Here is a 26,128-nt window from a genome sequence, read left to right as displayed (position 1 = left end):
GGTATGCTCCGTACACTTTCTACCCTGAAATCGGGAAATTTCCAATAATTAGAAATATCAACACTCTTATGCTTGATACTTCTTAATGTTACGCTTGAAATGCGCAGATACAAGTTGAATGCTGGATGTGTTCCTTTTGTCATGACGTCCCGCAATATTTAGGCCACGCCATACTAAAAACAAGCCCGTTATCTCCATAGGCATATAAGAAATAACAGTTTGGGAACTCTTCGTATGTGCCAATCATCGGTTAGCCGTCATGCGTTAGGCCGCAAAACGCCCCTAAATAGTATTCACGGTGGACTTAATCTTATGTATTTTTGGTATTATGACCATTTCAATCATTGATGACTATTAATAAAAAATCTTCAAGTGAGACTGACACATCATTTCCTGAAAAAAATTGGTCGTCCATCTATAACAGCAACCAAATTAGATGTATACAATAACTTATACCTAGAAGGGGAAGCGGGGGAATCGATGTGAAATGGCTTACTTTGAACGAGATAGTGGCACAAACTGGGGGAGTATGCGTCCAAGGGAAAGGAAATCCGATCATTAAGAATGTGGTGACAAAGCGATATAAAATTGGTCATCATACATTGCTCATTGATTTATATACAAAAAGGAAAGTTGATTCCAAGCTCTTTAAAAAGTATAACGAAGTGGTGGTCATGACGGAAAAACCGCATCATTTTACCCATCTAGGAGAAAAAGTAATGGTGGTCCAAGTAGATAATATCGACGAAACGTACTGGAATTTTATTGATTATTATCGGAATCTTTTTGATATTCCGATTATTGGAATCACGGGGACATGCGGGAAAACGACGACAAAGGAAATGATTACCTACATCCTTAAAAAAAGATATAAAGTGCAATCTACTTATAAGAGCTTTAATGGTGGCCATAGAAATCATCGCTATTTATTAGGAATCGATGAGGATACGGGGGCGGCAGTTATTGAAATGGGGGTCGACCGGCCAGGAGATATTTTATTTTATCTTCAATATTTTCGACCTCAAATTCGCGTCTTGTTAAATATTGATGTCTATCATTTAGTTGGATGTGAAACACCTGAACGTTATTTAAAAGCAAAAGCAGAATTACTGCATGATTTCGATCCAAATTACAATACGTTGATTTTAAATGCAGATGATGAGAACATTCGTCAAATTGATGTCAGCCATATCCAAAATAACATTGTTTATTTCGGCATGAGGGATGGTTGTCATTTTCAAGCGACTGATGTGTCTTATGAGAAAAAAGGGATGAAATTTACGTTGCATCATCAACATCAGTCGTATTCAGTGTATGTCCCTGGATACGGCAAGCATAATGTATACAATGCGCTCGCTTCTATTGCGGCCACATGTAGTGCAGGAGTGGAAATCAAGGAAGCGTGTGAACGACTTGCATCCTTCCAACCAGTCATGGAACATTTGGAATTTCGAGAGGGAATCAATGGGAGTACCATCATCGATGATACATGGAACGTCACTCCACTATCGATGGAAACAGCGCTACAAGTGGTAAAAGAGGTAGCTGATACAAAAAAGAAAATCGCTTTATTAGGGTATATGCCACAGTTAGGAGAAGGGGAATACGCAAAAAATGAGTATGAACGAATTGGAAGAAAAGTAATGGAATCGAATGTAGATTATTTGATTGTTGTTGGAGAAGAAGCGAAGGAAATTGCGAAGGAAGCTCTTAAATGTGGCATGAATCCAACCAATGTATATTTTGCGGAGGATGGAACAGACATTTTGGATATATTAGAACCTTTATTAAATAATGAAACAATCGTCTTGTTAAAAATTCCTCATCGAGTTATGGTTCAAGACTCTTTTAAACAATTAAAAAGTACGATCATCGAGTCATGAAAGGGGGGATTCTATGAAACCATTATATCTCCAAGAAATTGTGAACGTCATTGACGGAAATGTGACACATGGATCAGGAATTCCACTCATCAAACATGTTACGTATCGTCCGAAAAAAATAAAGGACCATACCTTGTTATTCTACCGTTACAACGATATGAAAATCGATAAACAATTGTTTAAAAAGTATCAACCGGTTACGGTAGTTACCGACGAACCAGATGCTTTTAGAAAAGTAAAAAACCATTGTATTTTGATTCAAGTGGACCATATAGAGGATGCATACTGGAAATTTGTAACTTACTATCGAAACTTGTTCGATATTCCGATCATTGGTATCACCGGTACGTGTGGAAAAACAACGACGAAACAGATGGTCAAACATATTTTAAGAAAGTATTATCACGTCCACTCTACCTATCTAAGTAATAATCAAAGGTCCCTTAATTTAAAGTATTTGCTGGGGATTGATGACCAAACGGAAGCAGCCGTGTTTGAAATGCCGGTAGCATCGCCAGGATATTTAGCCAATACAATTCAATATTTCCAGCCGCCGATTCGTGTTTTGTTAAATATTGATGTGTACCACTTAAAGGATTGCAAAACCCCTGAAGCCTATATGAAAGCGAAAGCAGAAATTCTCACAGGACTTGATAAAAAGACGGGGATCATCATTTTAAATGGCGATGACCCGAACATCAAAAAAGTAGTAGATATAAGTGATTTTAACCATGTCATTTATTTTGGTATGAGTGAAGGATGTCATTTTAAAGCCAATCATGTCCGTTACACAGATAAAGGCATGAAGTTTACCCTTACGCACCAAGGAAACGAGTATGAAGTGTTGGTGCCTGGTTATGGAAAATCGAATGTGTACAATGCCTTAGCTTCGATTGCTGCTGCATCCAGTGCAGGAATAGAAATTGCTGAATGTTGTGAACGATTAGCTACATTTGAACACATGAAGGAACATTTAGAAATCCAAAAAGGGGTTGGTGGGGTAACCATTATTGACGATACTTGGAACGTAACACCATTATCGATGGCCGAAGCACTTGAAGTACTTAAAGACATATCCGGTACAAAAATAAAAATCGCCATTTTAGGGTATATGCCACAGTTAGGAAACCAAAAGTATGCGATGGAACAATATGCACGAATGGGGGAGAAAGTGGTAAACACGAACGTAGACCACTTAATCATCGTTGGAGATGAAGCAAAGGAAATTGGTCGGGTAGCAATGCAACATGGAATGAACACCAACAATGTGCATTTTTGTATGGACGGTAAGGACGTCTATGAAACAGTAAAATCCTTTCTCCATTCAGATGCAGTGATTCTTTTAAAATTACCTCATCGTGTGATGGTAGAAGACACTTTTAAACAGTTTAAGCGGGCCATTATACGATAGTCTTTTTATCTACTTATAAAAAATATTTGAATAGAAAGGAAGGCAACATGAAAAAGACAGCTCAGTTACGACATATAATTAATTCAAGTTCATTAGATTTTTTAATGGAAGCCCATAATGGTATATCAGCAAAAATTGTTGAAGAAGCTGGATTTAAAGGAATTTGGGCCAGTGGATTATCCATCTCAGCGTCTTTGGGCGTACGAGATAACAATGAAGCGTCATGGACACAAGTGTTAGATGTGTTAGAGTTTATGAGTGATGCCACATGCATTCCTATATTATTAGATGGGGATACGGGATATGGAAACTTTAATAACGCACGACGCCTTGTAAAAAAATTAGAATCTAGACAGATCGCCGGTGTATGTATTGAAGATAAGCTCTTTCCAAAAACGAATTCATTTATTAGCGGGGAGGCACAGCCTTTAGCGGATGTAGAAGAGTTTTGTGGAAAAATTAAAGCGATGAAAGATAGTCAGGCAGACGATGAATTTGTGGTGGTCGCCAGAGTAGAAGCGTTTATTGCTGGCTGGGGACTTCAGGAAGCTCTTCGTCGTGCGGAGGCGTATCGTCAAGCAGGAGCGGATGCGGTATTAATTCATAGTAAAAAAAGTGACCATTCAGAGATAGAGGCATTTATGAAAGAATGGAGCGGCAGGCTTCCGGTCGTCATTGTCCCGACGAAATATTATTCTGTTCCGACCCAAGTTTTTAAAGATTTAGGTGTAAATGTGGCGATTTGGGCCAATCATAATTTGCGCGCAGCGATTACGGCAATGCAACAAACGACCCGTCAAATTTATCAAGATCAAAGTCTAGTCGCCGTTGAATCAGCGGTTGTACCGGTCGATGAAGTGTTTCGACTTCAAGGAGCAGATGAATTACAACAAGCAGAAAAGAAGTATCTCCCGGTCCCAAGAAAAAAAGTAAATGCCATTATTTTAGCTGCTAGCCGTGGAGACATGGATGAGCTTACCAAAGAGATTCCGAAAACGCTTTTGAAAGTCGGTGGAAAATCGATTTTAACTACACAAATCGATGAATTTCATAAAGTAGGGATTAAAGACATTTGCGTAGTGAGAGGATACGCAAAAGATAAAGTGTCATCTGCCAATTTCTCAGTTATTGACAATGATTTATACGCCGAAACAAAAGAACTGTATTCATTATATCTAGCAAAAGAACAATTACAGGAAAATACCATCATCAGCTACGGAGATATTATTTTTAAAAATTACATCCTCAACGATCTTCTCAATGACCTAAACGATATCACCCTCATCGTCGATGCTGACGTCGAAACCATCAGTAAAGATAAAGATTTTGTTACCACGAACATTCCCTATTCTAAAAAGTTATACTCTAGTACCGTTCAATTTCTCCATATGTCTAACAATCTACAAGAAGAAGACATCCACGGGGAATTTATCGGGTTATGGAAAGTATCGAAAAAAGGGGCGCTCATTGTAAAAAAAGCACTTGAACATTTGGCAGAAAGAGAAGATTTCCACCAACTGACCATGGCCGATCTGTTTCATTACATTAGCTCTTCACACAAAATTGCCGTGAAATATATCAAAGGTTCTTGGTTAGATATTGATACAATTCGTGATTTACAAAAAGCAGGTGAGTTATTTGATTGACACAAAACTGTTTGGTGAAGAATTAAAAAAGTTAGGTTTCACATTTTTTAGTGGGGTTCCTTGTTCGTTTCTTAAACATTTAATCAACTATGCGATGAACGAATGTGACTATGTAGCAGCAACGAATGAAGGGGAAGCGGTGGCTATTGCATCTGGTGCGACATTAGCTGGAGAAAAATCAGTTGTATTAATGCAAAATTCCGGGTTAACGAACGCTGTTTCTCCTCTTGTTTCTTTAAATTATCCGTTTCAAATCCCGGTGCTTGGATTTGTTAGTTTAAGAGGGGAACCGGGACTTTCAGATGAACCCCAACATGAATTGATGGGGCGTATCACTACACAAATGTTAGAGCTGATGGAAATCAAGTGGGATTACTTATCATCAAACTTGGACGAAGCAAAACAGCAATTACAGCGTGCGAAAACTTGTATTGAACATCAGCAGCCATTCTTTTTTGTTGTGAAAAAAGGAACGTTTGCAACGGAATCACTTAAAATTGAAAAACAAAGGACAAATGTCAACGTAAAAAAGGTAAATCGATCAAGAGAAGATCAACTGCCGACACGATGGGAAGTTTTACAGCATATTAATTCATTGAAAGACGAGCAAACCGTCCAATTAGCAACAACAGGTAAAACAGGCAGGGAACTGTTTGAAGTGGAAGATGCCCCGAATAATTTATATATGGTTGGTTCGATGGGCTGTGTGAGTTCGCTTGGTCTAGGAATGGCACGAACAAAGAAAGATAAAGATGTGTTCGTCATTGAAGGTGACGGGGCGTTGTTGATGCGGATGGGTAGTTTAGCGACAAATGGGTATTATGCACCGAAAAATATGTTGCATATTTTATTGGACAATAATGCACACGATTCAACTGGAGGACAAAGCACAGTTTCTCACAACGTTGATTTTGTTGAAGTGGCAGCATCTTGCGGTTATACAAAAGCGATTTACATTCACAACCTACAAGAATTAACTGATCAAATAAATGATTGGAAGAAACATAAAGGCTTAACATTTCTTTATATGAAAATAGCACCTGGCTCAAAGAAAAATCTTGCTCGTCCAACATTAAAGCCACATCAAGTGAAAGAGCGATTGAAGGTGTTTTTAAATGGTTAAAACAGCCGTTATTTTAGCCGCTGGGATGGGTAGTCGACTGGGCGAACGAACGAAACATCAGCCGAAGGGATTTTTACAACTCGGTGATAAACCGATTATTGAAGAATCAATCCAGAAATTATTGGAGGCAGGTATTGAAGAGATTGTTATTGGAACAGGTTATTTAGCTGAGGCTTACGAAGAACTAGCTAAACAATATCCCCAAATTACTTGCGTTCGCAACGACAAGTATGAAACGACCGGGAGTTTATACACCCTTTATTGTTTAAAAGAACGGGTTAGTCAAGACTTTCTTCTATTAGAAAGTGACTTAGTCTATGAAAAAAAGGCAATTAAACTACTAATCAACCATCGTTGTGCCGATGTCATTTTGGCCAGCAGGTTAACCGGGGCGAATGACGAGGTTTTTATCGAAACCGATGAACAATGCTTCTTAAAAAAGATGTCCAAAAACAAAGAGGAGCTAGTTAACCCTAGCGTCGCGTTAGTAGGAATATCGAAACTATCCCATTCTACATTCCATGCGATATGCGAATATGCGGAAAAACATTTTCAGGAACAATTGATGCTCGATTATGAAGCTGCCCTTGTAGGTATTTCTTCTCAAGTTCCACTTTACGTCTACAAAATCCATCCATTAGCTTGGTGTGAAATTGATAACGAAGAACATTTATTACAAGCAAAACGTGACATTTATCCGTACATCAAACATCAAGAAAGGGAGAAACCGCCTGTTCAAAGAAAAATTCTACTAAATCCGGGACCAGCCACTACGACAGATACTGTCAAATATGCACAAGTTGTTCCTGATATTTGTCCGCGAGAAGAAGAATTCGGCTATGTGATGCAATTTATTTCAGATGAATTAACCAATTTCGTTGCATCCACTGATCAATATACCACCGTCCTGTTTGGAGGCTCTGGAACAGCTGTTGTCGAATCTATTTTAAGTTCCGTAATCGGCGATGGAACTGTCTTGATTATTAATAACGGTGCCTACGGAAAACGAATGTGCCAAATCGCCGATGCATATGGCCTGAATTTTGTGGAATTCGAAAGTAGGCCTGATCAACCTTTACACCTTCCATCCATCGAAAAGATCATTCATCAGTCTAACGGAAAGATTACTCATCTTGCCGTTGTTCATCACGAAACAACCACAGGACTGTTAAATGATATTGCTTCGCTCGGACGCCTTTGTCAAACATATGGTATTCATATGATTGTGGATGCAATGAGCTCATATGCGGCTATTCCTCTTGATATGGAAGCAATGAATATAAGTTATCTTGCCGCTAGTTCCAATAAAAATCTTCAAGGCATGGCTGGTGTTGGATTTGTGATTGCGAGAAAAGACCATTTAGAAGCGACGAAACAGCTTCGTCCCCGTAATTTTTATCTCCATTTGTATTCACAGTATCAATACTTCCAGGAAACGAAACAGATGCGATTTACTCCTCCCGTTCAAACACTTTATGCGTTAAAACAAGCCATCATAGAGACTCGCCTTGAAGGAATTGAAAATCGGTATGCGAGATATTCTCAAATCTGGGAAGTTCTGATTAATGGTATTACTCGTTTAGGATTAACCCACTTGGTAAATAAAGAACATCACTCCCGTATTATTACGGCCATAGTGGAACCAACCATTCCTAGCTATTGTTTTGGTGAAATGCATCAGTTTTTTCAACAACATGGAATAACCATTTATCCTGGAAAACTTCATGATCTTCCAACGTTTCGGGTGGCCAATATTGGGGACATCACAAATAAAGATATGGAACAATTTGTTCAGCTATTAGAGCAATATCTCTTTTCGATTGGATTTTGTCCTGAAAGGAAGAAGAATCATGGCATTTCCTAAACATCGGTTAGCAGCCTCTGTCGCTGTATTTAATGAGCACAATGAGATTTTATTAGTAAAAAATTGGAAAAGGGGATGGGAATTCCCTGGTGGGTATGTAGAAAATGGTGAATCCATTCAGGAGGCGGCCATTAGAGAAGTGAAAGAAGAGGCCGGAATAGAGATTCATATTATCAAATTATGTGGCGTTATACAAGATATTAAAAATAGTCGCTGTACTGTTCTTTTTCTTGGAACTCCCATTAGAGGAAAGGTCACATGTGGGGATGATGCGTTAGATGCTGGATTTTTCTCCATCGAGGATGCCCTACAAATGGTGAAATGGAAAACGTATAAAGAGAGAATTCAAAAATGTTTGAATGAGACAGAACATCCATTTTTTATTGAATCGTAATGTAAGAGGGTGGAATCGTGGTATCTTATATCTCTTTGACAACAGAAGAAGCGATTGCAAAATATAAAGCGAATTATAACGATTATAAAAATAATGAATTAAAAAAAGTGAAGCAGTATCGTGATCGATATCAACATATAAAAGGGAGTTTAGCGGACCAAATCGTTGAACGCGCGATATGGTATATGGAGCATGGCTATACGGTATATGGACACGGATATAATTCTTATCACTCTGATGGAGTCCTCGATTGTTCAGGGTTTATCAAATTAGTCTATGGCGATTTTGGATTTGACTTGACTGGTGTTGCGAAAAAGTATGTCGATATAGGGAAACGTGTTGACGGTGTTTATCAAAAGATTGTTGATGAATATTGGCACTTGGAAGGGGTGGAACATCTTCGTCCGGGAGATATTTTTACTTGGTGGAAAGAGCGGAGCAATCAAACCGTTTATATTGGGCATGTAGGGATTTACATGGGCGAGTTAGAAGGAAGGCCTTCTGTTATTTGTACAGCAAGAGGAACTCCAACTGCTATCGGAATTATATCAGGCTTCAAACGATGGTATGGTAGAAATTTTTATAATGTTCAACGAATTTTACCTGAAGGGTCATGGACGCCAGGAATCGTTATCGATGGTCACGAAGATCGGGGACCAGTCATTCCAAAGCGGTACGTCCTCCCACCCCAAAAGCCGATTATTATGCCCAATCCTCATCAATAGCTAAACGGATTTACGTAAAAGTGATGTGTATCTGTAAGCTATTTTTCAAAAATATTTTGGATGACTCATTTGGATAGACACTGAAACGAAATAAATTCATAAAATAAAATTGAAATGCCATGCTCTTATAGGGAATTATGAAGGGGTGAGACTGTGGAAACAGAATCGGTTCAATTGGGCTTTTTATATCATGCAAAAAAACAGCATCACCTTTATCAACACATGCTTGAACAATTCAGTCGATATTCCAATCAACATGGATTAAAAACCGTCTTGTTTTCAATCGATGGAATTAATCTAGATTATCATTACATTCGTGGTACGATTCTTGATGGTAACTCTATTCGTGAAGGGCTATGTGACATTCCCCCTTTAATTTATAACTTCGCCCTTTTTTCAAGAAAAGAAAATATTCGTAAAATGCGTACGTTAAGGAAAATGGAAAACATCACTGTCATTAATCCGGTTAATCGATTTGACCAAGGTATCATCTTTGAAATGTTAACAGCGTTAGAAGGTTCCCATCAATTTCTCCTACCGTCAGAAGCCTTAGATCCTACTATATTAACCGAATGGTTACAAGCTAATGATACCTTATATCTCTTACCTGAAAAGACGTACGTCTCTCCAAAAGCTGCAGTCATTAAAAAAACAAAGAAGAACAATTTTATTATTTGTATTGGCAATTTTGAACAAGTTTGTGAAAGTAAAGACATTCAAACTTATATTTTAAAAATGGTCAATAACAAAAATTTCCGTTTAATAAAGGGGATTCCATGTATGAAAAAAGAGAAAACCCCACTTGAAATAAGGATGTATTTGCAAAAGGGGGCGGAAGGAACATGGACGAATCCCTTGATGGTTGTAAAAAAAGGAATCTTTTCACAACAAGAATTGATCTCCACCTCGTTAAAAAATGTTCAAAATATGACCAATCATCAAGTAGAATCATTAACCAATCTTACATTAAAGATTGCGGAGTATTTAGATTTTTATATTCCGTTTTTAGGCAGTTGTACGCTTGATTTTCTTCTTGAAGAAAAAGGTTTTCCTTATCTCATTTATGTTGCCGGGTTTGATCAAGAATTGTCTACCTTCAATCAATTAGAAAATAGAGAACAATCTAATCTATTGGACCATGCTTTTTTCTACCTGTTATATTTACGGGATCAATCTGTCAAAGAAAAGGGTCTTAAAACATGAAATGGATAAAATTAGAGAAATTAAAAGAAAGAGATTCAGAATATTCTGGTGATGTGGTCTATTTCCCAAATGAAATAGCCAAACAGTTGCCAACGGAGACAAAACTAGTGTTTGGCCAACGAGAGCTTTCGGTTAAGGTATCTGAGTACACCTCAACTGAAAAAAGTTCAGGCAATCACTTTCATCAACCATTACGCTTGAAATGTTCCGCCCAAGTGTTTGAGCAACTACTTTTCCAAGAGTCGGCTACTTATCAAATGTACACTAAAAATAACATGATTCATATCGGTCCTGTAATCGGATTTCTCCTCGGCGATCAGCATTACTATTATCATGACCGCCGTTTAAAAGAATTAACAGATGCTATGGGAGTTTACGAACACGTTGGTGGTCTATATATTGCATTTAGGCATTGCTCGATTAGTTGGCAAGAGAAATGTATTTATGGACAGTTTTATAATTACAGCAAACAAAAATGGGAATATGGTAAACTGCCTTTTCCATCCGTTGTTTATCGGAGAGGATTTAACTCTAAAAATAATTTTGTAACGGAAGTTGCCGATATAGCGAATTGGAAAGTTTTTAATGAGAAGCGATTTGATAAATGGGAAATGTATAAATTATTAAAAGAAAATGAACAATTACATTCTTATGTACCAGAAACCGCCATCCTAACTACAGAAAATTTAGTATCATTTCTTACAAAATATACAAAAGTCATCTTAAAGCCACATAAGCTTTCAAGGGGACGAGGCATTTCCATCATCTCTAAAAATGATGATGGAACGTTAACCATTCAAGATTATCGAAATTTTACTGAAATAAATATTTCCATTTCTCAGTTGCAATCATATTTAGTTGAAGGTAACTATATACATCAAGATTATATCATTCAGCCATTTATCCCTTTAGCGCAAATTAATGGAAGACCGTGGGATATACGAGTCGTTATGCAAAAAAACAGATGGAAAAATTGGGTTTGCAGCGGAATTGAGTGCCGGCTTGCCGGACCGGGGAAAATGATTACCAACATTTCGAGTGGGGGAAGTGCCCTTCATTTAAGGGAAGCGCTTGCGTTAGCTTTTGATTCGGAAATCGCCCCTTTTCAAGTTGAAGAAGAAATTAAATTCATTACGAAACATTTTTGTGAAATGATGGATGAAACAGGCGGCCATTTTGCCGAATTCGGTATCGATTTAGCGTTGGATCAACAAAAACATTTTTGGTTTATAGAAGCGAATGTTCGTCCGACATTTAAAGGGTTTCAATTGTTAGATGAAAGAATTTACCGTCAAATTTGTTACGAACCTATTCTTTATTCAGCTTCTATTGCCGGTTTTGGCTGGGAGGAAAATAATGAAACAAACATACAAAATTATTCCGGACTTACAGGCACGTAATGCACTGACGATCCATCCGACTACTGCTAGACGACAACACATTCCCATTTCAAAAAAATGGTTTTTACGTTTTGGCATGCAAGTATTAGAAATCAACTTGAACATCTCTTCGAAAATAAATGAAAATGAAGTCAAGTTATCTGTTGATATAATTGAATGGTTACAGATTCCTATTAATGGAACGTACGAACTCCGCCGAGTAGCAAATGAACTAATCATTGGACCTTATCTCGGTCTTCTGACAACATCGAAAAAAAGCAGTTTAGATGAAACGGTGCAATACTTATCTAATTACTTATACGATTACGACCATATTGGAGGAGCGATTGTTGCTTTTTCACTAGAGGGGATTCACACGAACGATCACACGATTGAAGGATATTTGTATAATCCAGACACGAAAAAATGGGAAAGCGGTGTGTATTCATATCCTGCGAGTGTCTTTAAAACCATTTATTTAAATAAAAAATGGAGAAACTATTTTCAAAGAGTGTTTGGTCAACGCTTTTTTAACAGTTATATATTCAATAAATGGGAGATGTATCAATGGTTAACCCAATACGATGACGTAAAGACCTTTTTACCTTATACCGTTCTGTACAAACGACCGAAAGACTTAGAAGCCACATTGAACCGTTATGACCAAATATTTGTGAAACCTGTTCACGGAAGTATGGGAGAGAGAATATATAAAGTTACCAAACTTGGAGAACAGAATTTGAAATTGGAATATTCTCAGGACGGAACGGCATATACGATGACATTTAAAAGTGTATATGATTTAGACCAGTATTTCCTCAACCGGTTTAAAGGTAAAAAAGTAATTTTACAGGAAGCACTTGACTTAATTTCTTTTGATGGAAAGAACATTGATTTTCGAATCGTGTTAGTGAAAGATCAAGCAGGTGAATGGAACGATATGTGCATGGTGGCCAAATATGGGCAAAAAGGGAGCATTATCACCAATATTTTAGCTGGAGGGACGGCTGAAATAGGAGAAGTAACGTTACAAAAAATATTTAACCTTTCACCAAATGAAGTGTTTGCTTGGCGGAAGGAGATTTCAGAACTCGTAAAAAAAACCGCCCAATGTATCGAAAAATGTGGTGTACACTGTGGAAATTTAGGAATAGATATTGCCATTGATCATGATCAAAGGGTGTGGATTCTTGAGGTGAATAATTTAAATCCGAGTCCGTTGTTCGCTCTTGATATTCATAATCGTCCCCTTTTTTATGAAATCAAGCGGATGAATCTTCTATACGCAAAAAATTTAGCCGGCTTTCCGGAGGAGTTAACATGATCGTAAATATTACAAAGGTTCCAATGCAAATAAAAAATGCAATCGTCGTCCATGAATCCGTATTTTTTGATATGGATGTGATTCCACGGCGGATGATTTTGCAAATTGGTTCGTGGCGGCGAGAAGTGGAAGTCGAGCTTTCAAGTGAGATAACGAAAAATGTCATCGCTTTGTCCAATCAAATGCATGTCCCTTTTGATTTTCCGGAAAATATTCCATACGATGTTACCATGACCAATCGGGTCATACATGTGGGCCCCGTTATTGGGTTAATCGCATTTCGAGAAGAACGAGAGATGGATCTTCATGCGATACAAAAATTTAAAGACTATGTTGTTAACTATGTGAACCTTCGTGGGCTCTTTTATATTTGTGCGGCCGATAGTATATCTTTTTCAAATCAAACAGTTAAAGGGTATGTTTATCAGCCGGATCAAAAGAGTGACCAGCCGTCTTTTCAATTAAGTACATTTCCTCTACCAGATGTGTTTATCAATAAAGTTCGTCTCGATGAACCGGTCGTTGAACAACTTATCTCTTCACATGGGGAAAAACTAGTGAACTCTTATGTATGGAATTATCGTGAATTAGAGGAATGGCTATCCTCCTATACCTCCATCTCTTCACATTTACTTTCTATGAACCAACTAACGACCTTGGAAAAGTTAGATGAGATGTTAAATATGCATGAAACGGTTGTATTAAAACCCATCCATTTACGAAGCAATTGTATGGAATATAAAGTAAAAAAGCTTAAGAATAGATATCAATGGATAAATCAATGGAAAGTATATAGCTATTCTAAAAATGAAGCCACTGTACTTATTTCAAAGTTAATACCTGAGGAACCATTTCTCATCCAACCGCTTATTTCGTCAATCAATGAAGAAGGGAACTCTTATATATTGAGAGCTTTTTTACAAAAAAATCGTTCCAAGCATTGGCGTTGTTCAGCAATTGTTTCCGATTTTAAGGGTGCCGAAGAATTTTCTTTAACGGGACAGGAAATCTTACGGAATGCCTTTCACTTGAACGAACGAGAGGTGTTTTTAAAGGAACAAGAAATAATTACACTTTGTCATTCAGTATGCCAACTAATAGAGAAGTGTTATGGAACGTACGCAGACTTATGTGTCACGATGAAGATAGACGAAGACTTAAACTTATGGCTATTAGATATCGACCCATTGTACGAACATCAAATGCTTTCCGAAACGATACAAGATCAACAAACGTATTTCAATATCGTGACTGCTCCGCTTGAATATGCCAAATCACTTAGTGGATTTTTATAAAGCTTAGTCCTTCATCTATGAGGGACTTTTTTGTTTTTATAGGTTGGCTCTGGATAAGGGTATCATAGCAAACTTATAAATAAGATTAAAAGAACTGGCAAGGAAATTGCGAAAATGAAAAGTATTTATGTGACAACGGAAAAAACTATATAAGTAAATTCATATTTCTTTTTGTTTTTTCGTGTATAATCTTTGATTTTCTATTAAGTTCGAAGTATGCTAAATCCAAATAAGAAATGAGGTGGAAACTGGTGACGACGATTTATGATTTTACAGTTGAAAAACCAAATGGAGAACAAATGACCTTATCGGGGTACAAAGGGAAAGTGTTACTCATAGTGAATACGGCAAGTAAATGTGGATTTACGCCACAATTTAAAGAGTTACAAGAGCTTTATGAAAAATATAAAGACCAAGGCTTTGAAGTTTTAGGTTTTCCATGCGACCAATTTATGAAGCAAGAATTTGATACAAATGATGAAATTATGGAGTTTTGTCAAGTCAATTATGGAGTATCGTTCCCAATGTTTGCGAAAGTAAATGTGAAAGGAAAAGAGGCTCACCCATTGTTCAAATGGTTAACGCAAGAGAAGAAAGGTTTATTAAGCTCAGAAATTAAATGGAACTTTACGAAATTTTTAGTGGACCGCAAAGGAAATGTCGTAGATCGTTTTGCACCACAAACGAACCCAGCGAAGATAGAGGGGCAGATACAGTCATTATTATCAACCAAAATGTAATAAAATACGCAGGAGTAGCTTGTCCCCTGCGTTTTTTTATTATATTAACATACCTGCAATCGCAGCGCTTAATAGAGAAGCTAAAGCACCAGCAATTACGGCACGTACTCCTAATTTCGCAATGTCGGCACGGCGGTTAGGCGCTAAGTTTCCAAGACCACCAAGTAAAATTCCTAAAGAAGAGATGTTTGCAAAGCCACATAGGGCAAAACTTACGATAGCAACTGTTTTCTCAGAAAGGTTTGGTATTTCTGGTGCAAAGACAGAATAAGCAACAAACTCATTTAAAATCAGTTTTTGACCAATAAAGTTACCGGCTAATACTGCTTCATCCCAAGGAACACCGATCGCAAAGGCAATAGGTGCGAATACATAACCTAAAATAACTTCGAGGGATAATTGGTCGTAACCGAACCAGCCACCAACCCATCCAAGTAAACCGTTAATAAGGGCAATAAGAGCAATGAAAGCTAAAAGCATTGCACCGATGTTAAGTGCAAGTTGTAAACCGACGCTTGCCCCACGTGCAGCCGCATCAATGACGTTTGCAGACTCCGTATCCGCTTCCATTTCAAATTCTTTTGGCTCTTCTTTTTCTTCAGTTTCTGGAACGAAAATTTTTGCTAAGACTAATCCAGCAGGTGCCGCCATAAAGCTTGCGGCTAATAAATATTTTAATGGAACACCAAGTAGAGAATATCCAATCAATACAGAACCGGCTACAGAAGCTAAACCACCTGTCATGACGGCAAATAATTCGGATTGTGTCATTTTTGCTAAATATGGACGAATTACAAGCGGTGCCTCTGTTTGTCCAACGAAAATGTTAGCAGCTGCAGACATGGATTCTGCTTTACGTGTTCCTAATAATTTTGCTAAGGAACCACCAATAATTTTAATAAAAAACTGCATAACACCTATATAATATAACACAGAGATTAATGCTGAGAAGAAAATAACAACTGGTAAAACGTTGAACGCGAATATAAATCCGATGTTTGTACCCTCAGCAAATAAACCACCAAATAAAAAGTTAATCCCTTCGTTGGCATACCCAATGATGTTGTTAATCCCCATTGTTAGTTTGTTCAATGCATTTTTTCCAGCTTCCCATTTTAATACTAAGAAAGCGAATACAAATTGAATCGCAAGACCGCCAAGCACTGTTTGTAACTTAATTTTGGACTTGGCCGTTGAGAATAAAAAGGCAATCCCAAGTACAACTAAAATTCCTAAAAGTCCCCATACATAGTTCATTTTTGTCTTCACCCCAAATGATGTATTTAAACCTTGCCGTCACAGTTTTTTTATTTTACAATGCAAATCTGGAATTAACAATGCTTTTTCGACAAATTTTACAAACAATGACACCTTACGTCTGAGGTATGACCTCTGTCAATCCTTGATAATACTAGAAAGGAGCAAGGTAATGAAAATCCGAAAAATTTTTATGGATAACAAGGAAGAAAAAGTATTTATTTACGAAAATAAGAAAGAGGAATACTTTATGGTAGCATTTCCTAGTGCCGAATGGTCTATTCAATTTACGTACGATGAATTTGGTGAGTCTCTTATTAATAAGCTTATCAACTCATTAACTAATCGTTTGAATGAAGAACAAGCAGAAGCTCTTGCCTTACGCATCGACCAGTGGACGAAAGAAATGTAAAGAAAAAAGCCGTTCAATTCCAAGAAAGGAAATGAACGGCTTTTTATTCTGGAAAAAGAATACCTTTTTCTTCTATTATATATATAAAATAGATTTTTCTTACAGCGGAGGAGAACGAGATGAACGTGGTGACGAAATTACCTAAAGAAACGAAGGTAGCTTTTTTCCAAGAGCATTGGGGAGGCTGTGAAATGATCGTTTCAACGGGAATATATTATTGTCCTGACTTACCTTCTTTAGCGGTCATCAATGACGAAGGACAACTTCAAGGATTGTTAACGTACAAAAAAAGAAAGCATGCTTGGGAAATTGTATCGTTAGACGCGCTTATTGAGAATCAAGGGATAGGTTCATTGCTGTTAAGAACGTTAGAAAAGATGGCACAAAAAGAAGGAATAAAACGAGTGGAATTAATTACAACAAATGATAATATTCGCGCCATCGAGTTTTATCAAAAACGAGGGTACCGTCTTGAGAAAGTGATAAAAGATGCTGTTAGTGAAGCACGAAAAAAGAAACCGACAATCCCTCTCGTCGCTAATAATGGAATTGTCATTCAAGATGAATGGCTGTTTGTGAAAAATATTGTCTAATGAAAGAAGGCTTTCTTCCTGAAAAGCCTTTTTATTTTTTAAATCTACTTGACGTATGAAAAAATTATGATAAATTAAAAGTACATACTTTATCACTTAAAAGCGTTTAAGTTTAAAAGCGTTTAAGCGGAAAAGTTTCATAATGGATTTGCTGAACAGAAGAAGTAGTCGTGTAGTGGGCAGCACATAGAGACTAGATGGTTGGTGAAAATCTAGGCAGCTACTCGGACGAATTACACTGTTCGTAACGGCAGATAATGCAAGAGTGGGTGAATGTCGACATTCATCAATTAGGGTGGTACCGCGGAGAGCTTCTTCGTCCCTAAAGGGAAGGAGGCTCTTTTTTATTTCGAAAAAAAGGAGGATTCTTTCATGTTTCGTATTCAACCAGTTCATACGCCGAAGCTTTGGGAAGCCATTCTGTTGTCTCTTTGGATATTACTTAGTATTTTTGTCAGTATTTTTTCCTTCTCTTCCGCTCCACAAGTTCCGATTTTGATAGCCATTCTCGTTTTAATGGGATATGGATTCATTCGAAACGTACCGTTGAAAGATATAGAAGACGGAATGGTTGATGGGGCGAAATCAGGGATCCAAGCCATTTATATCTTTTTCTTTATCGGAATTCTTATCAGTAGCTGGATGTTAAGTGGAACGATTCCAACAGTTATGTATGGAGGATTTGAACTGATTGTGCCGCAATATTTTTATGCGATTGTTTTTCTCCTCACCGCAATTGTTGGCGTTTGTATTGGTAGCTCATTAACGACAGTGGCAACGATTGGTGTGGCGTTTATTGGTATCAGTAGCGCATTAGATTTATCGTTACCAATTACAGCTGGTGCGATTGTATCGGGTGCCTTTTTCGGTGATAAAATGTCTCCGTTATCGGATACGACAAATCTGGCTGCATCAATTGTCAAAGTGGATCTTTTTGAGCATATTCGCAATATGAGTTGGACGACAGTTCCGGCATTAATTATTACGCTCGTTGTTTTTGTATTCATGTCACCGTCAGAGATTTCTTCAAATTTTTCTAAAGTGGAAGAGATGAAGCAGGCACTCTTAGACAGCGGACTCGTTCATTGGGATAGCCTAATTCCGTTAATCTTATTGTTCATATTGACTATTTTTAAAGTTCCGACGTTGTTTACGTTAGCGCTAAGTAGTTTATCGGCCATTGTTATTGCATTTATATATCATGAACATTTAACGATCAGTCAGCTATTTTCGGTATTGTTCGGCGGATTCGTTTCAGAAACAGGAAATGAAGCGATCGATGCTTTACTATCCCGGGGCGGAATTAACAGCATGATGTTTACGATATCTCTTGTCTTATTAGCTTTAAGTATGGGAGGGTTATTATTTAAATTGGGCATTGTTCCTTCCATACTTCAAGCAATTGACCAATGGTTAAAAAATCGCCAATCCGTGGTGTTAGCTTCCGTCTTATCAGGGATTGGGGTCAATTTATTAGCTGGAGAACAATACTTGTCCATCCTATTAACCGGTGAAGCGTTCCAATCCCATTACCAACGACTAGGCTTAGCCAATAAAAACTTATCACGTGTTCTAGAAGATGCAGGTACGGTCATTAATCCACTCGTTCCTTGGGGGGTATGCGGAGTATTTATTGCATCGGTCCTTGGGGTACCTACTCTCGAATACGTCCCGTTTGCGTTTTTCTGCTTGTTATCCCCTTTGATTACTGTCCTTTTTGGATTTACTGGCTGGACGCTTACCTACTTGTCAACACCGGTAAAAGAAAAAGCAATTGGAGTCAAATCGTAACGGATTTGACTCTTTTTTTATTCATTCAAGGTGAAAAAATAAACTTTTTCGAAACAAGGAGTGAAATAGTTGCTTAAGAAAAATTCCGTGTTATATAGTAAAACTATGTAGTTCATCAATTAAACTAATTGGTCAAAGCTAGAAAGGAGTACATAAATTGAAGATAAGTGAATTTTCCATTAGGCGACCGGTTTTTACGATGGTCACAATGATTTTTATTTTAATTTTGGGGACGGTATCTTTATTGAAAACACCGTTAAAACTGATTCCTGATATTAGTCCACCGGTAGGGGTCGTTGTAGCTACTTACCCAGGTGCAGGCCCGACGGAAGTTGTGGAAAAAGTGACGAAACCATTAGAAGCGAATTTAGCAACATTACCAGGTATTAAAAATATCCAATCGACTTCCCAAGAAGGGTCGAACTTTATTTTAATGGAGTTTACATGGGATACATCGATTGATGATATTCAAAATGAAGTGTTGCAGCGGTTGGACCAAACCCCTCTTCCAGATGAGGTGAAACCTCGTTTTTTAAAATTTGATCCGTCCCAATTTCCGATTATTCAATTATCCATACGGGGAGAAAAGAACGAGGCATCGTTAAGAGATTTAGCGGAGAAATTAACAGTTGAACTCTCCAAAGTAGATGGTGTCGCGAGTGTAACGACGTCTGGAACAATCACGGAAGAAATTCGGGTCCTCATTGATCAAGACCAATTAAAGACATATGGATTAACGCAAAGTGATATTGTCAATGTTATTCAAGCGAATCAAATATCTTTACCAGGTAATACGGTTTTATCCCAAGACAAAGAGCTAACAACACGTATCGTTAGTTTGTTACATACCGTTGAAGATGTTGAAAATCTGATTGTGACAAAAAATCCTGTCACAGGTGAAACGATTCGGTTAAACGATGTAGCGAACGTTGAGTTGGTATCGAAAGAACAGGAAACGATCACTCGTACGAATCAGCAACCGTCTGTGTTAGTAAATGTTCTTCAACAATCGGATGCAAACACAGCGGAGGTTTCGAAACAATTCCAGAAAAAATTGGATGAACTGTTACAAGAGGAGCGTTTTCAGTCCATTAAAGCTGACCTATTATTTGACCAAGGAGAGTACATTGAGCAATCCATTGGAAACATCGGTAATGCGCTTATTTTAGGTGGCGCTTTTTCGATGATTGTTTTGTTCTTCTTTTTACGAAGTGTGAAAAGTCCAATTATTATAGGAGTCGCCATTCCGTATTCAGTGGTTGTCACGTTTGTTCTTATGTATTTCGCCAAATTTTCGTTAAACATCATGACGCTTGGTGGACTCGCCTTAGGAATCGGTATGCTCGTTGATAACGCGATTGTCGTTATTGAAAATATTTATCGACACCTTTCTATGGGGAAAGATCCAAAAGTAGCGGCTCGAGATGGTGCAAGAGAAGTAGGCGGTGCAATTACGGCTTCCACATTAACAACTGTTGCTGTGTTTTTGCCTGTAGCTTTTATCACTGGATTAATTGGTGAACTGTTTTCGGAGTTTGCGTTAACGATTGCCTTTAGTTTATTAGCTTCATTAGTCGTTGCCTTAACTGTAGTTCCGATGCTTGCTAGCCGTTGGTTGAAACCGTTAAAAGGAAACGAGGAAGCACGGAGAAGACGATCGAAGCCGTTGAAAAAATTAGAACGCTCTGTACGGTGGGCACTTCAACATCGGTTTGTCGTGCTGTTCGTTACGTTTTCGTTATTAGTTGCTGGGGGTTACGGAATTTCCACGGTTGGAATGCAATTTTTACCGGCTACCGATGAAGGTTATTTCAATATACGAGTATCGTTAGAGGATGGTGTAGCGTTTTCGGAAACAGAACAAGTGGTGAAAGAAGTCGAAAACGTATTAAAAAAGGAATCCGATATTGACGTACTTGTAAGCCTTATCGGTTCCACACAAGAAGAATCATTCCGGGGAACAAGTCAAAATAATATTGCTGAAATTTATGTGAAAATGAAGCCATTGGATGAGCGGGAACGTTCTACATTTGAATTTGTTGATGATGTAAAAGAACAATTGGAAAAAGCAGCGATTTCTGGACATCCAAGCGCGGAGCTTTCCTTTAATTTGCAATCAACCTCAGGTAATGCCTCACAAACGTTATCGTTTAGCGTGAAAGATACAAACAAAAAACGGTTGAACGAATCGGTTGAAAAAATTTATGAGGCGTTAGTGGACTTAAAAGACGTAAATGAAATTACAACCGATGTAATGAATAAAGTAGACGAAGTACAAATTACGGTTGATCGGGAAAAAGCTTTAAACTATGGGTTTGTCCCAGCCCAAGTGGCGACAACCGTCAATAATATTACCCGTGGGGTTCAAGCAACACAAATTGTGGACGAAGAAGGAAATGTGCATGGTATTTCCGTGAAATATGATGATGCTTTTACAAAAGACGTTGAAGCCTTGAAAGCAATCGAATTAAAAGCCTCATCTGGTCAATTTGTACCGTTAGAGGAAATTGCCTCCATTGAAATTGATAAAGGCCCTGTGAACATTCAGAGGATCAATCAGCAGGATGCTGTGCAATTCACGTTGAAATATAAATCAACGACGAACCTTGGCGAAATTTCTAGGCTAGTTGATAAAAAAATTGCTGCATTGAACTTATCACCGGAAACGGAGATTACGTTTGGTGGGGATCGTGAATTATTGGAAAGTTCTATTGATGACATGTTGTTAGCGATGGGATTAGCCATTGTCCTAGTTTACTTAGTTATGTCCGCGCAATTTGAATCGTTTAAGTATCCATTTATCATCATGTTTACCGTTCCATTAATGGTTATTGGTGTGGCGATTGCGTTAACCGTTACCCGGACACCTGTTAGTATCTCGGCAATCATTGGGGTGATTGTGTTAGCCGGTATTGTCGTTAACAATGCCATCGTCATTGTCGATTACATTCAACAGCGAAAAGCGGCTGGACTGGACAGTTTAGAAGCTATTGTCGAAGCTGTTCAAGTTCGAGCTCGTCCTATTTTAATGACAGCTTTAACAACGATTTTAGGGCTTCTTCCATTAGCATTAGGAATTGGTGAAGGAACAGAAATTAACCAACCAATGGGAATTACCGTCATTGGTGGATTAATTAGTAGTACGTTCCTTACATTATTTATCATCCCGATTGTGTATAGTTTCTTTGATAAAGAAACAAGACGTATGAAGAAAGCATAAAAAATTGAGTCCCATCTATGACTAAGGCGCAATTAAAGGAAATATATTGTAATGGGAAGTTTGGATGAAGGGGGAAATCGATGGGAGAGACGGTGTTGTTAACAGGATTTCCAGGGTTTTTGAGCGCTCGGTTAATCAAAAAAATTGCCCAACATCAACCGAATGTCCAAATGTATTTGCTATGTCAACCACATCTAATGGACAAAGGCAAAAAAGAAATTTTACAAATTGTTGAGCATTTGAGTCTTTCAGCCAGTCAATTTATATTACTAGAGGGAGACATTTCGCTCAATCGATTAGGATTATCTGAGGACGTGTACGATAAGCTAGTCAATGAAGTACAGGTTGTTTGGCATTTAGCTGCCATTTATGATTTAGCTGTACCGAAAGATATCGCATATAAAGTGAATGTAACTGGAACGGAAAATGTCAACGAATTAGTAAGGAAATGTAAAAAAATAAGACGTTACAACTACTTCTCAACGGCTTATGTCGCTGGTACAAGAGAGGGGACGATTTACGAATCGGAGCTCATCACTCCCCCCTCTTTTCGTAATTATTATGAAAGAACGAAATTTGAAGCTGAATGTATTGTCGAGCCGTTAAAAAGCGAATTGCCGGTCACCATTTTTCGTCCGAGTATCGTTGTTGGTCATTCGGAAACGGGAGAAACGGCAAAATTTGATGGTCCGTATATGGTCTTAAATATGTTAGTTGCGCTTCGACGTTTGCCTGTTCTTCCTCAAATTGGTATTAAAACAACGGAAACGAATCTTGTTCCTTACAATTATGTAATCGATGCAGCTTATTTTCTAGGGACAAATTCAATTGGGATCGGAAAAACGTATCATTTAACAAATCCCAATCCAATTGCTGTTTCCGAATTATATCGGCAACTGATGAGAGAATTGCTTCGAAAACGACCATACGGGAAAATTCCCCTTTTCGTTGGGAAATGGGTATTACACATACCCGCAATTCGAAAACATTTACGAGTAGAAAAAGAGGCTATCGACTATTTTGTTGGAAATGGCTTATTTGACTGCACGCAAGCGATGACTGATTTACAATCAACTACCATAAGATGCCCAAGCGTTACTGAGATTATCCCAGCTCTTGTCGCCTTTTATCAAAAAAACTATGACAATCCACAGCTTCATATTCATGTATCATGAAAGGAAGACCGATATGTTAACCAACTTGATGGAAACGATTTTACCAGCTACCGGTGAGAAAATTTCTGAAGTTGTCGAAACACCATTGGAAGAAATTCATCCGATTTATGAAAAGGCGAGAAATGCTTTCAGTGATTGGAGCCGACTATCTTTAAAAGATCGGTTAGCTTATTTTAGAAAGTTACGCCTCGTAATGACCGAAAAAATGGATCATCTTGCCCAAGTGATTTCAAAAGATACCGGAAAATCATTAACGGAAGCCATTACGGCTGATGTGATGCCAACGATTGATGCGATTTTACATTTGGAACAAGAAGCACCACACGTCTTAAAGCGACAAAAAATGAAAACGCCACTCATGTTATGGGGAAAAAAATCGTATGTTGAGTACATGCCGATGGGCGTGGTTTTGGTCATTTCCCCTTGGAATTACCCAATGAATTTATCGATGGTCCCGATGCTAAGTGCACTTGTAAGCGGAAATACGGTCTTGTTAAAACCATCAGAAGTCACTCCTCTCGTTGGAAAGGAAATTGAACGGTTATTTCATATTGCTGGATTTCCAGATGGTGTCGTTCAAGTGGTTCATGGAGGAAAAGAAGTAGGCGCCGCTCTTACTGAAGGAAAGCCGGATTATATTTTCTTTACAGGCTCTGTGCGTACCGGAAAAATCATTCAGCAAGTTGCGGCAAAGCATTTAATACCAACAACGTTAGAACTTGGAGGCAAAGACCCAATGATCGTCTTTGAAGATGCTCCGCTTGAACGAGCAGTGAAAGGGGCGGTTTGGGGAGCATTTACCAATAGCGGGCAAGTATGTATGAGTACGGAGCGTCTATTTGTTCATAAGTCCATTCTTCCTCAATTCGTCCAAATGTTGAAAAAAGAAGTCGCTAACTTGAAGAGAGGAACGGGACCGAATGATGACATTGGGGCGATGACGTATCTGCATCAAGTCGAAATCGTCAAACGGCATGTGGAAGATGCGTTACAAAAAGGTGCTACCTTAGAAACAGGAACACCACCAGAAACATGGGATGGAACGATGTTTTTACCGTTAATGGTATTAAGTAATGTAACGACGGATATGGATATTGTGAATGAGGAAACTTTTGGTCCAATTTTACCGATTATTCCTTTTGAAACTGAAGAAGAAGCGATTCAATTAGCGAATCAATCGGATTATGGGTTAAACTCGAGTGTCTGGTCAAAAGATTTAGAAAAAGCGAAACGTGTCGCTTCGCAATTAGTGGCTGGAAATGTGGTCATTAATGATGTGATCGTTTCGGTTGCTAATCATCATTTACCATTTGGTGGGGTGAAACATAGCGGTATCGGTCGTTATCATGGAACTATCGGTATTTTAACGTTTTGTCATACAAAATCAGTAATGGTTGATAAAGGGACAAAACCCTCGGAAATTCAATGGTATCCGTATAATGGGAAATATGAACTCTTTTTATCTCTCTTCCGCCATTATTTCGGGGAAAAGAGAAATTGGCTTGGCTTTATAAAAGATTATCTAACCTTGTTAAAAATGACCAAAAACTCTTGATAAGTTGGAATACATTGTGTATAATTTAAATAGGTTAATAAGGACGTGTTGATCGTCAAAGGGGAGTAGCGTTAGGTACAGTTGTACCTAAAACAAAGTCGTCATTTCATGGGAGTTTCCCATCGGCTTTGTTGGCACTACAGTGTGTCTAGCAAGACCTTTGCCATGAAGGCAAAGGTCTTTTTATATTGCCTTCATGGACAAACGTTCTAGTATGCGTGTACATCAAAAATTCAATAATCATTATTGGGGGAAGGAAAAATGGATGTGACGATGTTGATGGAGTATGGTTGGGTTTTACTTGTCCTTGTTGGCTTAGAAGGAATTTTAGCTGCAGACAACGCTGTCGTAATGGCCGTTATGGTCAAACATTTGCCAAAAGAGCAGCAGAAAAAAGCTCTTTTTTATGGATTAGTTGGTGCGTTTGTTTTCCGATTTGCCGCCTTGTTCTTGATTTCGTTTTTAGTCAACTCATGGCAAGTGCAGGCAATTGGTGCCGTGTATCTTTTGTTTATCTCGATGAAACATTTACTGAGTAAAAACGGAAAAAATGCAGAACAAAAAACTTCATCCCAATCTGGATTTTGGATGACAGTGTTGAAAGTTGAATTAGCCGATATTGCCTTTGCTGTTGATTCCATTCTTGCCGCCGTTGCCTTGGCGGTTACACTTACACCAACTGGTTGGTTTAGCGTCGGTGGGATTGATGGTGGACAATTTTTAGTCATGTTTTTAGGTGGGATTATCGGTCTTGTGATCATCCGATTTGCGGCTAATGTATTTGTCAATTTGCTGCACAAATATCCTGGACTCGAAACGTCCGCGTTTCTTATCGTCGGATGGGTAGGAGTAAAACTTGCTGTTCTTACTTTATCTCATCCACAACTGCACATTATTAACGAACACGTACCAGAATCGTTCGAATGGAAAATGATATTCTGGACGGTACTAGCCATTATCGCATTTGGAGGCTATTTTCGTTCTAAAACAAAAATGAATACAAGCAAATCATACTAAAATGGGCCTGATTTAGGGCTCTTTTTATTTTGTTCGAAAATACAGCTTTTCGTTCCCCTCGAGAATTGCACCGTTACTGAAAATAAAGGTTGAGGGTGGATTAAAACGAACTTGTAAAATA

Annotated in this window: 20 protein-coding genes, 1 pseudogene and 1 riboswitch; of the genes and pseudogenes, 19 read left to right on the top strand and 2 right to left on the bottom strand. The window is 38.1% G+C overall.

Going from position 1 to position 26,128, the window contains the following annotated elements:
- Nucleotides 1-101: 101 nt before the first annotated feature.
- Nucleotides 102-304 (bottom strand): annotated as a pseudogene (locus ABES52_RS01540) (NAD(P)/FAD-dependent oxidoreductase); the annotation flags it as partial.
- Between the two features lie 178 nt (nucleotides 305-482).
- On the opposite strand from ABES52_RS01540, the gene ABES52_RS01535 reads away from it, so the two are divergent.
- From ABES52_RS01535 to ABES52_RS01480, 12 genes are all read left to right on the top strand, one after another.
- On the top strand, nucleotides 483-1,883 hold the full coding sequence (locus ABES52_RS01535) for a UDP-N-acetylmuramoyl-tripeptide--D-alanyl-D-alanine ligase (RefSeq protein ID WP_429648235.1): 1,401 nt from the start codon (nucleotides 483-485) through the stop codon (nucleotides 1,881-1,883).
- Between the two features lie 13 nt (nucleotides 1,884-1,896).
- Nucleotides 1,897-3,294: a Mur ligase family protein gene (locus ABES52_RS01530; protein WP_429648233.1), complete on the top strand. Its 1,398-nt coding sequence runs from the start codon at nucleotides 1,897-1,899 to the stop codon at nucleotides 3,292-3,294.
- Nucleotides 3,295-3,341: 47 nt separating this feature from the next.
- Complete coding sequence (aepX, locus tag ABES52_RS01525) at nucleotides 3,342-4,940, top strand: phosphoenolpyruvate mutase (RefSeq protein ID WP_429648231.1); 1,599 nt, start codon at nucleotides 3,342-3,344, stop codon at nucleotides 4,938-4,940.
- On the top strand, nucleotides 4,936-6,063 hold the full coding sequence (gene aepY, locus ABES52_RS01520) for a phosphonopyruvate decarboxylase (RefSeq protein WP_429648370.1): 1,128 nt from the start codon (nucleotides 4,936-4,938) through the stop codon (nucleotides 6,061-6,063). The genes aepX and aepY overlap by 5 nt, the downstream gene beginning before the upstream one ends.
- A complete protein-coding gene (locus ABES52_RS01515) occupies nucleotides 6,056-7,927 on the top strand; it encodes a 2-aminoethylphosphonate aminotransferase (RefSeq protein WP_429648229.1) in 1,872 nt (623 codons plus the stop codon). The genes aepY and ABES52_RS01515 overlap by 8 nt, the downstream gene beginning before the upstream one ends.
- On the top strand, nucleotides 7,914-8,321 hold the full coding sequence (locus tag ABES52_RS01510; protein WP_429648227.1) for an NUDIX hydrolase: 408 nt from the start codon (nucleotides 7,914-7,916) through the stop codon (nucleotides 8,319-8,321). The genes ABES52_RS01515 and ABES52_RS01510 overlap by 14 nt, the downstream gene beginning before the upstream one ends.
- 17 nt (nucleotides 8,322-8,338) lie before the next feature.
- Nucleotides 8,339-9,046, top strand: coding sequence for an NlpC/P60 family protein (locus ABES52_RS01505; RefSeq protein ID WP_429648225.1), 708 nt, complete (start codon nucleotides 8,339-8,341; stop codon nucleotides 9,044-9,046).
- Between the two features lie 153 nt (nucleotides 9,047-9,199).
- Nucleotides 9,200-10,249, top strand: coding sequence for a YheC/YheD family protein (locus ABES52_RS01500; protein ID WP_429648223.1), 1,050 nt, complete (start codon nucleotides 9,200-9,202; stop codon nucleotides 10,247-10,249).
- The gene (locus tag ABES52_RS01495; RefSeq protein WP_429648221.1) at nucleotides 10,246-11,649 is read left to right on the top strand and encodes a YheC/YheD family endospore coat-associated protein; all 1,404 of its coding nucleotides are present in this window, start codon (nucleotides 10,246-10,248) and stop codon (nucleotides 11,647-11,649) included. Before ABES52_RS01500 ends, ABES52_RS01495 begins: the two co-directional genes overlap by 4 nt.
- On the top strand, nucleotides 11,606-12,952 hold the full coding sequence (locus tag ABES52_RS01490) for a YheC/YheD family endospore coat-associated protein (RefSeq protein WP_429648219.1): 1,347 nt from the start codon (nucleotides 11,606-11,608) through the stop codon (nucleotides 12,950-12,952). The genes ABES52_RS01495 and ABES52_RS01490 overlap by 44 nt, the downstream gene beginning before the upstream one ends.
- A complete protein-coding gene (locus ABES52_RS01485) occupies nucleotides 12,949-14,247 on the top strand; it encodes a YheC/YheD family protein (protein WP_429648217.1) in 1,299 nt (432 codons plus the stop codon). Before ABES52_RS01490 ends, ABES52_RS01485 begins: the two co-directional genes overlap by 4 nt.
- Before the next feature lie 251 nt (nucleotides 14,248-14,498).
- Nucleotides 14,499-14,987 carry a glutathione peroxidase gene (locus ABES52_RS01480; RefSeq protein WP_429648215.1) on the top strand — a complete coding sequence of 163 codons (489 nt, stop codon included), beginning with the start codon at nucleotides 14,499-14,501 and terminating at the stop codon, nucleotides 14,985-14,987.
- Between the two features lie 39 nt (nucleotides 14,988-15,026).
- Here the strand turns inward: ABES52_RS01480 and ABES52_RS01475 are convergent, their stop codons facing one another.
- Nucleotides 15,027-16,244, bottom strand: coding sequence for a NupC/NupG family nucleoside CNT transporter (locus tag ABES52_RS01475; RefSeq protein ID WP_429648213.1), 1,218 nt, complete (start codon nucleotides 16,242-16,244; stop codon nucleotides 15,027-15,029).
- Between the two features lie 172 nt (nucleotides 16,245-16,416).
- Here ABES52_RS01475 and ABES52_RS01470 point away from each other — a divergent pair, with 172 nt between their 5' ends.
- The 7 genes from ABES52_RS01470 to ABES52_RS01440 all read left to right on the top strand — a co-directional run bounded on the left by ABES52_RS01470 (nucleotide 16,417) and on the right by ABES52_RS01440 (nucleotide 26,007).
- Complete coding sequence (locus ABES52_RS01470) at nucleotides 16,417-16,656, top strand: YueH family protein (protein ID WP_429648211.1); 240 nt, start codon at nucleotides 16,417-16,419, stop codon at nucleotides 16,654-16,656.
- Between the two features lie 119 nt (nucleotides 16,657-16,775).
- The gene (locus ABES52_RS01465; protein ID WP_429648209.1) at nucleotides 16,776-17,249 is read left to right on the top strand and encodes a GNAT family N-acetyltransferase; all 474 of its coding nucleotides are present in this window, start codon (nucleotides 16,776-16,778) and stop codon (nucleotides 17,247-17,249) included.
- A gap of 372 nt (nucleotides 17,250-17,621) precedes the next feature.
- A complete protein-coding gene (gene nhaC, locus ABES52_RS01460) occupies nucleotides 17,622-19,040 on the top strand; it encodes a Na+/H+ antiporter NhaC (protein WP_429648207.1) in 1,419 nt (472 codons plus the stop codon).
- Between the two features lie 157 nt (nucleotides 19,041-19,197).
- The gene (locus tag ABES52_RS01455; RefSeq protein ID WP_429648205.1) at nucleotides 19,198-22,260 is read left to right on the top strand and encodes an efflux RND transporter permease subunit; all 3,063 of its coding nucleotides are present in this window, start codon (nucleotides 19,198-19,200) and stop codon (nucleotides 22,258-22,260) included.
- 80 nt (nucleotides 22,261-22,340) lie between these two features.
- Nucleotides 22,341-23,435 carry an SDR family oxidoreductase gene (locus tag ABES52_RS01450; protein ID WP_429648203.1) on the top strand — a complete coding sequence of 365 codons (1,095 nt, stop codon included), beginning with the start codon at nucleotides 22,341-22,343 and terminating at the stop codon, nucleotides 23,433-23,435.
- Between the two features lie 13 nt (nucleotides 23,436-23,448).
- Nucleotides 23,449-24,990, top strand: coding sequence for an aldehyde dehydrogenase family protein (locus ABES52_RS01445; RefSeq protein ID WP_429648201.1), 1,542 nt, complete (start codon nucleotides 23,449-23,451; stop codon nucleotides 24,988-24,990).
- Between the two features lie 48 nt (nucleotides 24,991-25,038).
- Nucleotides 25,039-25,184: riboswitch (yybP-ykoY riboswitch) on the top strand.
- Between the two features lie 67 nt (nucleotides 25,185-25,251).
- The gene (locus ABES52_RS01440) at nucleotides 25,252-26,007 is read left to right on the top strand and encodes a TerC family protein (protein WP_429648199.1); all 756 of its coding nucleotides are present in this window, start codon (nucleotides 25,252-25,254) and stop codon (nucleotides 26,005-26,007) included.
- Nucleotides 26,008-26,128 lie beyond the last annotated feature (121 nt).

The organism is Aeribacillus pallidus, assembly GCF_050478865.1.
Classification (GTDB): Bacteria; Bacillota; Bacilli; order Bacillales; family JACDOC01; genus JACDOC01.
This window is presented reverse-complemented; position numbering and strand designations above follow the sequence as displayed.